Source organism: Brevundimonas sp., from assembly GCF_047617075.1.
Lineage (GTDB): Bacteria > Pseudomonadota > Alphaproteobacteria > Caulobacterales > Caulobacteraceae > Brevundimonas.
In genome coordinates, this window is the sequence record NZ_JBLGCI010000006.1 from 173,706 (window position 1) to 187,405 (window position 13,700).

Annotated in this window: 14 protein-coding genes; 10 read left to right on the top strand and 4 right to left on the bottom strand. The window is 68.0% G+C overall.

Going from position 1 to position 13,700, the window contains the following annotated elements; genetic code table 11:
• Nucleotides 1-36: 36 nt before the first annotated feature.
• Complete coding sequence (locus tag ACI8U3_RS08685) at nucleotides 37-1,473, top strand: Do family serine endopeptidase (RefSeq protein WP_415014470.1); 1,437 nt, start codon at nucleotides 37-39, stop codon at nucleotides 1,471-1,473.
• 25 nt (nucleotides 1,474-1,498) lie between these two features.
• On the opposite strand, the gene ACI8U3_RS08690 is transcribed toward ACI8U3_RS08685, so the two are convergent.
• Nucleotides 1,499-2,149 carry an alpha/beta hydrolase gene (locus ACI8U3_RS08690; protein ID WP_415014471.1) on the bottom strand — a complete coding sequence of 217 codons (651 nt, stop codon included), beginning with the start codon at nucleotides 2,147-2,149 and terminating at the stop codon, nucleotides 1,499-1,501.
• Nucleotides 2,150-2,308: 159 nt separating this feature from the next.
• Between ACI8U3_RS08690 and ACI8U3_RS08695 the strand changes: the two genes are divergently transcribed.
• Genes ACI8U3_RS08695 through ACI8U3_RS08735 form a run of 9 tightly spaced genes read left to right on the top strand, consistent with a single transcriptional unit; the run spans nucleotide 2,309 to nucleotide 10,123 of the window.
• Nucleotides 2,309-2,767: an Rrf2 family transcriptional regulator gene (locus ACI8U3_RS08695; protein WP_415014472.1), complete on the top strand. Its 459-nt coding sequence runs from the start codon at nucleotides 2,309-2,311 to the stop codon at nucleotides 2,765-2,767.
• Nucleotides 2,764-3,900 (top strand): cysteine desulfurase family protein, encoded by a 1,137-nt coding sequence (locus tag ACI8U3_RS08700; protein WP_415014473.1) that lies wholly within the window; start codon nucleotides 2,764-2,766, stop codon nucleotides 3,898-3,900. The genes ACI8U3_RS08695 and ACI8U3_RS08700 overlap by 4 nt, the downstream gene beginning before the upstream one ends.
• On the top strand, nucleotides 3,901-5,367 hold the full coding sequence (gene sufB, locus ACI8U3_RS08705) for a Fe-S cluster assembly protein SufB (RefSeq protein ID WP_415014474.1): 1,467 nt from the start codon (nucleotides 3,901-3,903) through the stop codon (nucleotides 5,365-5,367).
• Between the two features lie 23 nt (nucleotides 5,368-5,390).
• Nucleotides 5,391-6,287 carry an alpha/beta hydrolase fold domain-containing protein gene (locus ACI8U3_RS08710; RefSeq protein WP_415014475.1) on the top strand — a complete coding sequence of 299 codons (897 nt, stop codon included), beginning with the start codon at nucleotides 5,391-5,393 and terminating at the stop codon, nucleotides 6,285-6,287.
• A 15-nt stretch (nucleotides 6,288-6,302) separates the two neighbouring features.
• A complete protein-coding gene (sufC, locus tag ACI8U3_RS08715; protein ID WP_415014476.1) occupies nucleotides 6,303-7,052 on the top strand; it encodes a Fe-S cluster assembly ATPase SufC in 750 nt (249 codons plus the stop codon).
• Nucleotides 7,049-8,068 carry a Fe-S cluster assembly protein SufD gene (gene sufD / locus ACI8U3_RS08720; RefSeq protein ID WP_415014477.1) on the top strand — a complete coding sequence of 340 codons (1,020 nt, stop codon included), beginning with the start codon at nucleotides 7,049-7,051 and terminating at the stop codon, nucleotides 8,066-8,068. Before sufC ends, sufD begins: the two co-directional genes overlap by 4 nt.
• Nucleotides 8,069-8,073: 5 nt before the next feature.
• On the top strand, nucleotides 8,074-9,342 hold the full coding sequence (locus ACI8U3_RS08725) for an aminotransferase class V-fold PLP-dependent enzyme (protein WP_415014537.1): 1,269 nt from the start codon (nucleotides 8,074-8,076) through the stop codon (nucleotides 9,340-9,342).
• 5 nt (nucleotides 9,343-9,347) lie between these two features.
• A complete protein-coding gene (locus ACI8U3_RS08730) occupies nucleotides 9,348-9,737 on the top strand; it encodes an SUF system Fe-S cluster assembly protein (RefSeq protein ID WP_415014538.1) in 390 nt (129 codons plus the stop codon).
• A complete protein-coding gene (locus ACI8U3_RS08735; RefSeq protein WP_415014478.1) occupies nucleotides 9,737-10,123 on the top strand; it encodes a HesB/IscA family protein in 387 nt (128 codons plus the stop codon). The genes ACI8U3_RS08730 and ACI8U3_RS08735 overlap by 1 nt, the downstream gene beginning before the upstream one ends.
• On the opposite strand, the gene ACI8U3_RS08740 is transcribed toward ACI8U3_RS08735, so the two are convergent.
• From ACI8U3_RS08740 to ACI8U3_RS08750, 3 genes are all read right to left on the bottom strand, one after another.
• Nucleotides 10,120-10,890 carry a lysophospholipid acyltransferase family protein gene (locus tag ACI8U3_RS08740; RefSeq protein WP_415014479.1) on the bottom strand — a complete coding sequence of 257 codons (771 nt, stop codon included), beginning with the start codon at nucleotides 10,888-10,890 and terminating at the stop codon, nucleotides 10,120-10,122. The two genes, ACI8U3_RS08735 and ACI8U3_RS08740, sit on opposite strands and share 4 nt — an antisense overlap.
• Nucleotides 10,891-10,922: 32 nt before the next feature.
• A complete protein-coding gene (locus ACI8U3_RS08745) occupies nucleotides 10,923-11,978 on the bottom strand; it encodes a GGDEF domain-containing protein (protein ID WP_415014480.1) in 1,056 nt (351 codons plus the stop codon).
• A 71-nt stretch (nucleotides 11,979-12,049) separates the two neighbouring features.
• Nucleotides 12,050-13,639 (bottom strand): DEAD/DEAH box helicase, encoded by a 1,590-nt coding sequence (locus tag ACI8U3_RS08750; protein ID WP_415014481.1) that lies wholly within the window; start codon nucleotides 13,637-13,639, stop codon nucleotides 12,050-12,052.
• Nucleotides 13,640-13,700 lie beyond the last annotated feature (61 nt).

Here is a 13,700-nt window from a genome sequence, read left to right on the forward strand (position 1 = left end):
CAAATCAGGGGTCAGCTTGACCGCGTGACATCCAGAATGAACATCGACCTGATCCAGACCATGAAGCTGTCCTCCGCCGCTCTTGCCGCCGTTCTTGTCCTCGCCGCCTGCGGGCGCGCCGAGGACACCGCCGCCCAGGAGGGCGGCTTCCCCGAGCCGAACGGGTTCGGCGACACCGAGCGGGTCGTGCCCGGGGACGCCGACGCCATGAAGACCTCCTTCGCGCCGGTGGCGTCCTCGGCCAGCCCGGCGGTGGTCAACATAGCGGCGGTCTCCAGCCGCCGCGTGGACCCCTTCTTTGAAATGTTCACCGGTCGTTCCCGACAGCAGGCGTCGTCCATCGGATCGGGCGTGATCGTGCGCTCAGACGGCGTGGTGGTGACCAACAACCATGTTATCCAGGGCGCCCAGCAGATCACCGTCACCCTGGCCGACCGCCGCGAGTATCGCGCCGAGGTGCTGCTGGCCGACCAGCAGTCCGACATCGCCGTTCTGCAATTGCAGGATGTGGAGGGCGGCCTGCCGGTGCTGCCCATCGACGACCAGGAACAGCATCTGGTGGGCGATCTGGTGCTGGCCATCGGCAATCCGTTCGGGGTGGGCCAGACCGTGACCAACGGCATCATCTCGGCCCTGAACCGCACCAACACCGGCATTTCCGACGCCTCGTCCTTCATCCAGACCGATGCGGCCATCAACCCCGGGAACTCCGGCGGGGCGCTGGTGGACATGGACGGGGACCTGATCGGCATCAATACGGCCATCTTCTCGCGCTCCGGCGCCTCGGCGGGCGTGGGATTCGCCGTGCCGGCCCAGACCGTGCGTCAGGTGCTGGAGAGCGCCCTGGGCGGCGCTGAGGCGGTGATCCGCCCGTGGCTGGGCGTGCGCAGTGAGACCGTCTCTGCCGAGATCGCGCGCAGCCTGGGCCTCAGCCGACCGCAGGGGGTGCTTGTCACCTCGCTGTATCCCGGCGGGCCCGGCGACCGGGCCGGGATCAGGGAGGGGGATGTCATCACCGCCGTGGATGGCGCCGAGGTCAATGACTCCTCCGGTCTGAACTTCCGCGTCGGCTCGCGCCGTCCCGGAGAGCGGGCCCGGATCACCGTGCTGCGCGACGGTCGCAGCGAGACCCTGAACGCGACGGTTCAGCCGCTGCCGGGCGATCGGGACCCGGATCAGGTGCTGATCGAGCGGGGCCTGATGTCCGGCGCCACCGTCGCCGCCTACTCACCGGCGCTGGCCGACCGCATCGGCGGTGACGCCTTTGCGGCTGGCGAGGGAGTCATCGTCACCCGCCTGTCGGGCCGAGGCTACGCCGCCCGCGCGGGCTTTCGTCCGGGCGACATCGTGCGCGAGATCAACGGCCGGGAAATCGGCTCGGTGGAGGAACTTCAGCAGGCCCTCGGCGCCGCAGCCCGCTGGGAGGTCACCATAGAGCGTCGCGGCCAGCGCATCACCGGCCGCTTCGGGTAACGGGTGGGGATCGGCCAGATCGGGATCAGGCCGGGTCGGCTTCCAGGCGCATGTCCAGATAGGCGCCGACGCGGCGTTCCACGGCGGGGAGGTGGTCCTGCCAGAAGTGGGTGGCGCCGTCCTCCAGCTCGTAGTCGATGGTGATGCCCTTCTGGGTGCGCAGCTTGTTGACCACGCGCTCCACCTCGACCGGCGGCACGATGGTGTCGGCGGTGCCGTGCAGGAACAGGCCCGAGGCCGGGCAGGGAGCCAGGAAGCTGAAGTCATAGATGTTGGTGGGCGGCGACACCGAGATGAAGCCGTCCGTCTCCGGGCGGCGCATCAGCAGCTGCATGCCGATGTAGGCGCCGAACTGATAGCCGGCGACCCAGGTCTGGCTGGCGGCGGGGTTTTCGGCCTGAAGCCAGTCCAGGGCGGTGGCGGCGTCGGCCAGCTCGCCGATGCCGGAGTCGAACTCGCCCTGGGACTTGCCTACGCCGCGCGAGTTGTAGCGCAGGGTGGCGAAGCCGCGCTTCTGGAACAGCTGGTACAGGTGCAGCGCCACCGGATTGTTCATGTGCCCGCCCGCCTTGGGGTGCGGATGCAGGATCAGGGCGATGGGGGCGTTGTCGCGCTTTCCGGGGGAATAGCGGGCCTCGATGCGGCCGGAGGCGCCGCTCAGGATGACTTCAGGCATGAATCTGGTGGAATCCTGTCTTCAACTGTCGTTTCGCAGCTGCGTAATACTTGACCGTGGGGGTAGGGCTTTATATCTCCACCACGCGCGCCACGGCCCATGAAGCCGCGGGTTCTAGCACAGGAGCCCCGAAAAGCGCGCGATTTCTTGAGGTGCGTTATGCGACTTTCGACAAAGGGACGATACGCCGTGATGGCCATGGCCGACCTGGCGCGGCATGGCCGTGAGCGGGCCGTATCCCTGGCCGAGATCGCCGCGCGGCAGGAAATCTCCCTCAGTTATCTGGAGCAATTGTTCGCGCGCCTGCGCCGGGCCGGACTGGTCAAGAGCGTGCGCGGACCGGGCGGGGGATACCGCCTGTCGTCGACGTCGTCAGAGATCATGGTGTCGGACATCGTTCTGGCGGTGGACGAGCCGATCCGGGCCACGCGCTGTTCGGGTCAGGGCTCGCCCAAGGGCTGCATGATCGGCGGCGAACGCTGCATCACCCACGACCTGTGGGCCGGGCTGGGGGACGAGATTCATCGCTATCTGTCCAGCGTCAGCCTGGAGGACGTGGTGATGAAGCGCACCCGTCGCCGCGCGCCGCTGGATGCGCGCCAGGAGGTGGCGGCGTGAGCATTTATCTGGATTACAACTCCACGGCGCTGGTGCGGCCACAAGTGCAGGCGATCATGGCCGAAGTGCTGGCCGAGGGGGGCAACCCCAATGCGGTTCATGCGCTGGGCCGCCGCGCCCGCTCGCGCATCGAGACGGCGCGGGCCCAGGTGGCGGCGCTGGTCGGGGCCGATCCGACGGCGGTGGTGTTCTCCAGCGGCGGGACCGAGGCCAATGCGCAGGGGATCGCCAGCGCTATCGCGGCGGGCTGCGAACGGCTGATCGTGTCAGCGACGGAGCATCCGTGCGTGGCCGAGGCGGCGACGGCCAGCGGCATTCCGGTCGAGGTTCTGCCGGTGGACGGAAACGGCGTGGTCGATCTGGACTGGCTGGCCGAGGCGCTGAGGCGGCCGGGCCGGGCGGCGGTCGCCATCCATCATGCGAACAACGAAAGCGGCGTGATCCAGCCCATCGCCGAGGCGGCCGCGCTGGTGCGGGCGGCGGGCGGCTGGCTGCACGTGGACGCCATCCAGTCGGCGGGCAAGATCGCCGTGGACATGCGGGCGCTGGACGCGGACACCCTGACCCTGTCGGGGCACAAGCTGGGCGCGGCGCAAGGGTCCGGCGCGCTGGTTGGGCGCGAGGGGCTGACCCTCGTGCGCATCATGCACGGGGCGGGGCAGGAGCGGGGCCTGCGTGCGGGCACCGAGAACACGCCGGGCATTGCGGGATTCGGCGTGGCGGCGGAGATCGCGGGCGGCGAACTGGAACAGGCGGCGCATCACGCGGCCTGGCGCGATGCGGCGGCGCAGCGGGTCAAGGCGGCGGGCGCGGTGGTGGTCGGCGAGGCGGCCGAGCGCCTGCCCAACACCATGTTCCTGGCGGTGGAAGGCTGGGACAGCCCGCAACAGCTGATCGGGCTGGATCTGGCGGGGGTCATGGTGTCGGCGGGCAGCGCCTGTTCCTCGGGCAAGACCAAGCCGTCCAAGACGCTGGTCGCCATGGGGCTGGACCGGCTGGCCACGGGCGCGGTGCGCGCCTCGGGCGGCTGGGGCACGCAGGACTCCGACTGGACGCGGTTCGCGGACGTGTGGACCGCCGCATTTGAAAAGCATGTCGCGCGCCTGAGTGTGCGCGCCAAGGAAGTCGCGTAAATGGCTGCTGTTAAAGAGACAATCGACACGGTCGCGGAGCTGGAGCGATACAAGCACGGCTTCACCTCCGACATCGAGCAGGAGTTCGCGCCCAAGGGACTGAACACCGACATCGTGCGCTTCATCTCCGAGAAGAAGGGCGAGCCGGAGTGGATGCTGGAATGGCGCCTGGCCGCCTATGAGCGGTGGTTGGCCATGGAGGAGCCCACCTGGGCCTCGGTGCGCTATCAGCCCATCGACTATCAGGACCTTTACTACTACGCCGCGCCCAAGAAGAAGGACGGGCCCAAGTCGCTGGATGAGGTCGATCCGGAGCTGCTGGCCGTCTACGAAAAGCTGGGCATCCCGCTTGGGGAGCAGGCGGTTCTGGCGGGGGTCGAGGGCGCGCCGCGTTACGCGGTGGACGCGGTGTTCGACTCCGTCAGCGTGGTCACCACCTTCAAGGAGGAGCTGAAGAAGGCTGGCGTGATCTTCATGCCGATCTCCGAGGCCCTGCGCGAACACCCCGAGCTGGTGCGCCAGTATCTGGGCTCGGTGGTGCCGGTGTCGGACAACTATTTCGCGGCCCTGAACAGCGCGGTCTTTTCGGACGGCTCTTTCGTCTATGTGCCGCCGGGGGTGCGCTGCCCCATGGAGCTGTCGACCTATTTCCGCATCAACGCCAGCCAGACGGGCCAGTTCGAGCGCACCCTGATCATCGCCGACAAGGGCAGCTATGTCTCGTATCTGGAGGGCTGCACCGCCCCCATGCGCGACGAGAACCAGCTGCACGCCGCGGTGGTGGAGATCGTGGCGCTGGAAGACGCCGAGGTGAAATACTCGACGGTCCAGAACTGGTACCCCGGCGACGCCGAGGGCAAGGGCGGCATCTACAACTTCGTCACCAAGCGCGCCGACTGCCGGGGCGACCGGTCCAAGGTCAGCTGGACCCAGGTGGAGACCGGCTCGGCCGTCACCTGGAAATATCCGTCCTGCATCCTGAAGGGCGAGGACTCATCGGGCGAGTTCTATTCCATCGCCATCACCAACGGGCATCAGCAGGCCGACACCGGCACCAAGATGATCCATCTGGGCAAGAACTCGAAGAGCCGGATCATCGCCAAGGCGGTGTCGGCCGGCAAGTCGGACTCCACCTATCGCGGGCTGGTGTCGGTGCACCCCAAGGCGACGGGGGTGCGCAATTTCACTCAGTGCGACAGCCTGCTGATCGGCAAGGACTGCGGCAGCCACACGGTGCCCTATATCGAGGCCAAGAACGGCTCGGCCCAGCTGGAGCACGAGGCCACCACCACGCGCCTGTCCGACGACCAGCTGTTCTATGCCCAGCAGCGTGGGTTGTCGGAGGAAGAGGCGGTGGCCCTGCTGGTCAACGGCTTCGTCCGCGACGTGCTGCAGGAACTGCCCATGGAGTTCGCGGTGGAGGCGCAGAAGCTGGTGGCGATCAGCCTCGAAGGGAGCGTGGGGTGAAGACTGCTCTGCGCATCGACAAGGTGAAGGCCGTCACCGCCGTGGTGCGGGGTGCCTCGAATCTGGTGTTTGGGCAGGTAGGTCCGGCGACGGGCCACGCTGAGTTCAGGGATGCGGACCTGCCTAGTCGCTCCGGCTCCCTGCTGTTTCGCCTCTACACGCCGCCATCCGACCCGGAAGGGGTGATCGTCTTTTATCATGGCGGCGGATGGATCGCGGGCGGCCTTGAAACGCACCACGACCTGGCGGGCCGCATCTGCGCCGCGTCCGGCTGCTCGGTGGTCTTCGTGCGCTATCGCTTGGCGCCCGAGCATCCCTATCCCGCCCAGATCGAGGACGCCGAGGATGCTCTCGATTGGGTTTTGGCGCAGCAGCGCGCGGGCGTGTTCTCGGGGCCGGTGGCCGTGGCGGGGGACTCAGCGGGCGCGTATCAGGCTGTGACGGCGGCGCAGGCGGTCAACGCTCGGTCGCCGGGCGCCGTCGCCGGGCAATTACTGCTTTACCCCCTGATCGGCATTGATCCGGAACGTTGGGCCGAGCCTCGCAGGAGTCCCTCGCGGCAGGTGGGGCGGATGGCCGTCCGCCACATTAATGAGGCGCTGGGCCCCCAAGGCGTATCGGTCGCGGACCTGTGCGACCGGGTGGACGGAAACCTCCCGTTCACGATGATACTCAACTCGCGCAGGGATCCCACATGGCCCGACAGTGAGAGATTTGCGAAGGCGCTTGAAAGCGCCGGCGTCGAGGTCGAGCTGCGTGATCGCTTGATCTGGCCGCACGGCTCGTTGTCCTACGCAAACAAATCGCGACGGTTGGCTGGCGTGGTGCAGGACGTGGCGTCGGATTTCGGGGCGCGTCTGAAGGCGTCAGGCACAGAACAAGAGAATGATCGCGAAATGTTCGCGAATGCCGGAACATAATAAGCAAGAAAAACAATGCTGAAAATCAACAACCTCCACGTCTCTCTCGACGACAAACCCATCCTCAACGGCCTGACGCTCGACGTCCCGGCGGGGGAGGTGCATGCGGTCATGGGGCCGAACGGGGCGGGGAAGTCGACCCTGGGCTACGCCCTGGCGGGGCGGCCCGGCTATGAGGCGGCGGAGGGGTCCGTGACCTGGCGGGGCGAGGATCTGCTGGCGCTGGACCCGGCCGAGCGGGCGGCCAAGGGCGTGTTCCTGTCGTTCCAGTATCCCATCGAGATTCCGGGGGTTCCGGCCCTGACCTTCGTGCGCACGGCGGTGAACGCCCAGCGGCGGGCGCGGGGCGAGGCCGAAATCTCGGCGCCGGACTTTCTCAAGAAGGTGCGCGAGGCGTCGAAGGCGCTGAAGATGGACTTCGACATGCTGAAGCGGCCCCTGAATGTGGGCTTCTCCGGCGGCGAGAAGAAGCGGATGGAGATCCTGCAGATGGCGCTGCTGGAGCCGTCTCTGCTGATCCTCGATGAGACGGATTCGGGTCTGGACATCGACGCCCTGCGCATCGTGGCCGAGGGGGTGAACGCCCTGCGGTCGCCGGAGCGGTCGATGCTGGTGATCACCCACTATCAGCGCCTGCTGGACTACATCAAACCGGACCGGGTGCACGTGCTGGCGGCCGGGCGCATCGTCGCCTCGGGCGGGCCGGAACTGGCCCACGAACTGGAGGCGGAAGGCTACGACAAGTTCCTTCCGGCGGCGGCGTGAGCGCGGCGATCCTGAACCTGAACGATCCGGCCACCTTCCCGTCGCGGCGGGTGGAGGCGTGGAAGTACAGCGACCTGCGCCGGGTTCTGCGCGAGGCGCCTGAGCCGTCGCCGGAGGTCGCCGCCGCGCCAGGCGGGCCGTTTGCGATGCTGGGCGGCGAGGAGATGGCGTTCGCCAACGGGCGGGCCGTGGGGGCGGACGCCTTCGTGGCCTCGAGCGAGCAGACCCTGCGCCTGCGCTTCGTGTCGGAGGCGGTGAACGCCGGCCACAGCGCCGCCGCGCGTATCGCGGTCAAGCCGGGGGCGAAGCTGTTGCTGCTGGAAAGCCACGAGGGATCGGGCGCCGGCTATGTGGCGCACAACCGGCTGGACATCGACATTCCGGCGGGCGCCGAGGTCACGCGCGTCGTGCTGGTGGACGAGCCCGAGGACGCCATCTCGGTGGCCGAGGCGAAGGTTGCCGTGGCGCCGGGCGGAATCTTCCGTCAGACCACCCTGCTGACCGGGGCGAAGCTGCAGCGGCAGGAGACGCATCTGACCCACGGCGGGCAGGACGCGGACGTTCGGATGGACGGGGTCTACCTGCTGACCGGCGCGCGCCACGGGGACATGACCAGCGTGGTCAGCCATTCGGGGGTGAACGGGGTCACCTCGCAGCTGACCAAGGGCGTGGTGCGGGATCAGGCGCGGGGGGTGTTTCAGGGCAAGATCATCGTGCAGCGCGGCGCCGACGGCACCGATGCGCGTATGGGGCATCACGCGCTGATCCTGTCTGAACGGGGCGAGGTGGACGCCAAGCCGGAGCTGGAGATCTACGCCGACGACGTGCAGTGCGCGCACGGCAATACGGTGGGGGCGCTGGACGAGAGCGCCCTGTTCTACATGCAGCAGCGCGGCCTGTCGGCGGACGAGGCGCGGGCGCTGCTGGTGCAAGCGTTCCTGATCGAGGTGGTGGACCGCATCGATCATGAGGGCGCGCGGGAAAGGGTGCGGGAATGGCTGGAGGAACGGCTGTGAACACCGTGACGGCCGCCGCCCCCTCCACCGCTTCGCGGTCCCCCTCCCCCGATGGGGGAGGATTTGACGCCCACGCCGCGCGGGCGCAGTTCCCGATCCTGTCGCGGACGGTGAACGGGCGGCCGCTGGTCTATCTGGATTCCGCGGCCTCGGCCCAGAAGCCGCAGGCGGTGATCGAGGCCATGACCAGCGCCATGTCCGGGTCATACGCCAATGTGCACCGGGGCCTGCACACCCTGGCCAATGAGACCACCGAGGCGTTCGAGGGCGCGCGGGCGACCGTGGCGCGGTTCCTGAACGCCGAGGCCGAGACCAACATCGTCTTCACCAAGGGCGGGACCGAGGCGATCAATCTGGTGGCGGCGGGCGTGGGCCAGTCGATCCAGCCGGGCGATGAGATCATCGTCAGCCAGATGGAGCATCACTCCAACATCGTGCCCTGGCACATGCTGCGCGAGCGGTGCGGCGCGGTGCTGAAATGGGCGCCGGTGCGGGACGACGGGTCGCTGGACATGGCGGCGTTCGAGGCGCTGCTGACCGAGCGGACGAAAGTGGTGGCCGTGACGCACATGTCCAATGTGCTGGGCACCATCAATCCGATCGCCGAGATCAGCGCCAAAGCGCACAAGGCCGGGGCGCGGGTGCTGATCGACGGGTGCCAGGGGGCGGTGCACTGCGCGCCGGACGTGCAGGCCATCGGCTGCGACTGGTACGTGCTGACGGGCCACAAGCTGTATGGGCCCACGGGGATCGGGGCGCTGTACGGCACCGCTGAGGCGCTGGACAGCCTGCCGCCTTGGCAGGGCGGCGGCGAGATGATCGAGACGGTGGAGCAGGATCGCGTCACCTATGCGAAGCCGCCGCGCCGGTTCGAGGCGGGCACGCCGCCGATCCTTGAGGCCATCGGCCTGGGCGCGGCGCTGGACTGGCTGATGGGTTTCGACAAGGCCCAGGTCATCGCCCACGAACAGGCGCTGTACGCCCATGCGCGGGCGCGCCTTGATGGTTTTGATTGGCTGCGGGTGCTGGGCGAGGCGGAGGGGAAGGGGGCCATCCTGACCTTCACCGTCGACGGCGCCCACGCCCATGACATCGCCCAGATCATGGATCGCTATGGCGTGGCGGTGCGGGCGGGCCTGCACTGCGCAGAGCCGCTGGCCAAACGAATGGGGGTCACGTCGAGCGCGCGCGCCTCGTTCGCCCTATATAATACGACGGAGGACGCCGACGCCTTCGTGGATGCGCTGATCAAGGCGCGCGAGTTCTTTATCTGATGACCATGGACGACAAGCCGATCACCGATAACGCCACCTTCGCCGAAGCCTGGGACGAGCCGAAGACCGGCGCCCTGAGCCAGGCCGAACTGGACCGCCTGACCGACGAGCTGGTCACGGCGCTCAAGACCGTGTTCGATCCGGAAATCCCGGTGGACATCTATGAGCTGGGCCTGATCTACAAGGTGGACGTGTCCGACGACCGCGACGTGGTGGTGGAGATGACCCTGACCGCGCCCGGCTGCCCGGTGGCCGGCGAGATGCCCGGCTGGGTCGAGGACGCGGTGCGGACCGTGGAGGGCGTCAAGTCCGCCCGCGCCAATCTGGTGTTCGATCCGCCGTGGGATCCTTCGCGCATGAGCGACGAGGCCAAGCTGCAACTGAACATGTTCTGATGACCGAGCTTCAGACCACCGCCCGTCCGCGCCGCCCGCGCCCCAAGGCCGTCACCCTGACGGACGCCGCCGCTGCGCGCGTCAAGGCGATCATGGCCAAGGCGGAGCAGTCCTATGTGGGGCTGCGCGTGGGGGTGAAGAACGGCGGCTGCGCGGGGCAGGAATACACCTTCGCCTATGCCGAAAGCATCGAGCCGCTGGACGAGGTGGTGGAGGACAAGGGCGTCACCATCCTGATCGACCCCAAGGCGGTGCTGTTCCTGATCGGGACGGAGATCGACTATGAGACGTCGAAGCTGGCGTCGAAATTCGTGTTCCGCAACCCGAACGAGACCGACGCCTGCGGGTGCGGCGAGAGCGTGACGATCATTCCGGCGAAGGGCTAGGCCGCCACCCGCCTTGCCTCATCCGGCGTGGGGACCTGAACGGCGGGGGTGACCGGATCGCCCGTGGCCTCGGCCACCAGCTCTGCGGTGCGGGTTTCGACGGCGGCTTCGAGCCGGGCCATGAACGCGTCCTTGTCCAGGCCGAGGGGGATGGGATCGAGGAACTCCAGGGTGGCGGTTCCGGGATGCTTGTCGTACGCCTCCTGCGGCCAGAAGACGCCGAGGTTGGTGGCCACGGGGACAACGGGCATCTGGAAGTCGCGGTACATGTGCCAGACGCCGGTGCGGTAGCGGTATTTCTCGCCCACCCTGGCGAGATTGCCTTCGGGATAGATCAGGATCTTGCGGCCCTCGGCGTGGGCTTCGGCGGCGCGGGTCGCGAGCGCCTTGCGGGCTTCGCTGCCGCCGCAGTTGTTGACGACGATGGCGCCCAGTTTCCTCAGCACAGTGCCCAGCAGCGGAAACCGCTCCAGATGGTCGCCGGTGACGAAGGCCAGGTCATCGAACTGGTTATAGATGCAGAAGCCGTCACCCCACGACTGGTGCTTGCAGGCCAGAATATAGGCGCCCTGCGGCAGGCGCTCCCTGCCGCGCACCTGAACGCGGATGCCGGCCAGGGCGCCCATGGCCCAGACCATGGAGCGCACATAGCTGCGGATCACGCCGCGCACCAGGCCGCGCCCGGGCGTCAGGGCGGCGAAGGCGGCGGCCAGGGTGTGGAGGATAGAGAGGGGCCAGTAGGCGACGGCGAAGGCGAAACTGCGCATCCGGCGACCTTGGCCGTTAATCAAGGCGGAGGCTAGGCGGCTGTCGCCAGCTTCTGGGCGCTGGTCACGCGATTGCGGCCGGCGCGCTTGGAGGCGTAGAGCGCCTCGTCTGCGCGGCCCATCAAGGTGAGGGCCGATTCGTCACCCTGCTTCTGGGCCAGGCCGATGGAAACGGTGACGGCGCCCAGGTCGTCGTTGGTGGAGCGTCGTTTGAGGCTGCGCGAGCCGATTTCCTCGCGGATGCTGTTCAGCACGGCCTCGACCATGGGGGCGGTTTCGCCGGGGAACAGCATGGCGAATTCCTCGCCGCCGTAGCGGGCGGCCACGCGGGGTGCGCGCAGGGTGCGGCCCAGAACGCTGGCTACATAGCGCAGCACCTGATCGCCGGTCTGGTGGCCCCAGGTGTCGTTGAACTTCTTGAAATTGTCGATGTCGAGGATGGCCAGGGTCAGCGGCGCCTTGCGCTGCTGGGCGGCCTCGCAGGCGCGGGTCATCTCTTCGTCGAAGGCCTTGCGGTTCGCCAGATTGGTCAGGGCGTCGGTCATGGCGTCGCGGCGCACTTGCTCCAGGTGTTCACGCAGGCGCGCGACCTCGCTGGTGGATGCTTCCAGACGCTTCTCGAGGGAGGCGTTCTCGCGGTGGATGCGGCTGGTGGCGGTGGTCAGATCGCCGACCAGACGCTTCAAGTCTCCGGGCTCCAGCGGAGTCTCCATGGCGGCGCCGGCTCCGGCCAGGGTCTCGCCATAGGCGGCCTGGGAAGAACGGGCCTCGGCGATGACCTCGGCCACGGTGTTCAGTTCGCGGTTCAGGACGACGCCCGCGTCGCGGATCTCGTCGTTCAGGCGACCGCGCGGCAGATATTCGGCCAACAGCATCTCGCTGATGTCCTCGGTGAAGGGCGTGCCGGCGTCCAGCAGGCGCTTCATCTCCTTGCCCAGAGGACTGTCGGGTTCGCCGAGGTAGTGCAGCCACAGCTCGAAGTTCAGGGGCGTGGGCCACACGCCGGCGCTCTCCATGGCCTCCAGCGCCTGGCGCGCCAGGGTGAAGGCCGCGGGGCCTCGAAGCGTGGTCTCAACCTCGGCGGTCATGCAGGTCCCTCTCCCAGAGCGAAAGAAGGCTAGCCCGGCCCGGTAAGGACGAGGTTAAGGGCGCGCCGCGATCAGGACGAAATCGGCGCCGGACGAAGAAGGAAAGCCGGGACGTCGTCGCCGAAGCCGGACCCCTTCGCCGGGGCGTCGTCGGTCTTCGGCTTGCGGCCTCCGGTCTTGCGCTCGGCCTGTGTCAGGCGCGGCGCGGGGGCTTCGGCTTCGCGGGCGGCGACGGGGGCCGGTTCGGCGACCGGCGCGGTTTCGGTCTTCGATCCGCGGCGGCTGCGGGTTCGGCGGGGCTTTTCGGCCTGGTCAGCGGACGTCGCGGCGACGGGTTCAGCCGTTGCAACCTCTTTCGGGGCGGCATCGACCTCGGCAACGGGTTCAGAACGGCTGCGGCGTCCGCCCCGGCTGCGCTGGGGCCGTTCGCCCTGTTCGGGCTGTGCGGTTTGCTCGGCGGCCTTGCGACCGGTCCGTTCCGGGGCCTTGCGGCCGCCGCGCGCGGACCCGCCGGACGACACGCCGGACCAGTCGATGTCGAGCGTAAGTTCTTCCGGGTCCATCTTGATCAGCTTGAGCACCTTATCCAGCGACTTGTCGTCGGCCGGGGTGACGATCATGAAGGCCTGCCCCTTCTTGCCCGCGCGGCCGGTGCGGCCAATGCGGTGCACATAGTCGTCTGCGTGATGCGAGACGTCGTAGTTGAACACGTGGCTGACGTCCGGGATGTCCAGACCGCGCGCGGCCACGTCTGAGGCCACCAGAATCTTGAGCGCGCCCGAGCGGAAGTCCGCCAGGGTCTTCATGCGCAAGGACTGGTCCAGGTCGCCGTGGATGGGCGCAGCGTCGAAGCCGTGCGTCTTCAGGGACTTGGCGACGATGTCCACTTCGGACTTGCGGTTGCAGAAGACGATGCCGTTCTTCACGTCGTCGCGGCCCACCAGGGCGCGCAGGGCGGTGCGCTTGGCCTTGGGGTCGCTGGACGGGATGCGCACCAGATACTGGGCGATGGTGTCGGCGGTCATGGCCGGACGCGAGGCCTCGATCCGGGTGGGATCCTTGAGGAACTGCTGGGTCAGACGGGTGATCTCGGGCGGCATGGTGGCCGAGAAGAACAGGGTCTGTCGGCGCGGCGGCGTCAGCTTGAAGATGCGCTCGATGTCCGGGATGAAGCCCATGTCCAGCATGCGGTCGGCTTCGTCCACCACCATGATCTCGACGCCGGTCAGCAGGATCTTGCCCCGCTCGAACAGGTCCAGCAGACGGCCGGGGGTGGCGATCAGGACATCCACGCCCTTGTCCAGTAGGGCCACCTGTTCACCCATGGATACGCCGCCGATCAGCAGCGCCCAGTTGAGCTTGGTGCCCTTGGCGTATTTGCCGAAGCTCTCGGCCACCTGGTCGGCCAGTTCGCGGGTCGGGGCCAGAACGAGGGCGCGGGGCATGCGAGCCCGGGCGCGACCGGACCCGAGCCGGTCCACCATCGGCAGGGTGAAGGCCGCCGTCTTGCCGGTGCCGGTCTGGGCGATGCCCAGGACGTCGCGTCCGGCGAGGGCCACGGGAATGGCCTGTTCCTGAATGGGGGTGGCGTTGGTGTAGCCGGTGTCTTCGACCGCCTGAAGGGTCGTGGGCGAGAGGCCCAGCTTGGAAAATTCAGTCATGAAACTCGGGTGAAGGGGAGCCTTTTCAGGCCCATGACGCACGGAACCGCCCCTCATTGGG

Bases quoted from the DNA above. Each gene is read 5' to 3' on its own strand.
- ACI8U3_RS08685 (WP_415014470.1), top strand. From the start codon at position 37: ATGAACATCGACCTGATCCAGACCATGAAGCTGTCCTCCGCCGCTCTT.
- ACI8U3_RS08690 (WP_415014471.1), bottom strand. From the start codon at position 2,149: ATGCCTGAAGTCATCCTGAGCGGCGCCTCCGGCCGCATCGAGGCCCGC.
- ACI8U3_RS08695 (WP_415014472.1), top strand. From the start codon at position 2,309: ATGCGACTTTCGACAAAGGGACGATACGCCGTGATGGCCATGGCCGAC.
- sufB (WP_415014474.1), top strand. From the start codon at position 3,901: ATGGCTGCTGTTAAAGAGACAATCGACACGGTCGCGGAGCTGGAGCGA.
- sufC (WP_415014476.1), top strand. From the start codon at position 6,303: ATGCTGAAAATCAACAACCTCCACGTCTCTCTCGACGACAAACCCATC.
- ACI8U3_RS08730 (WP_415014538.1), top strand. From the start codon at position 9,348: ATGGACGACAAGCCGATCACCGATAACGCCACCTTCGCCGAAGCCTGG.
- ACI8U3_RS08735 (WP_415014478.1), top strand. From the start codon at position 9,737: ATGACCGAGCTTCAGACCACCGCCCGTCCGCGCCGCCCGCGCCCCAAG.
- ACI8U3_RS08740 (WP_415014479.1), bottom strand. From the start codon at position 10,890: ATGCGCAGTTTCGCCTTCGCCGTCGCCTACTGGCCCCTCTCTATCCTC.
- ACI8U3_RS08745 (WP_415014480.1), bottom strand. From the start codon at position 11,978: ATGACCGCCGAGGTTGAGACCACGCTTCGAGGCCCCGCGGCCTTCACC.
- ACI8U3_RS08750 (WP_415014481.1), bottom strand. From the start codon at position 13,639: ATGACTGAATTTTCCAAGCTGGGCCTCTCGCCCACGACCCTTCAGGCG.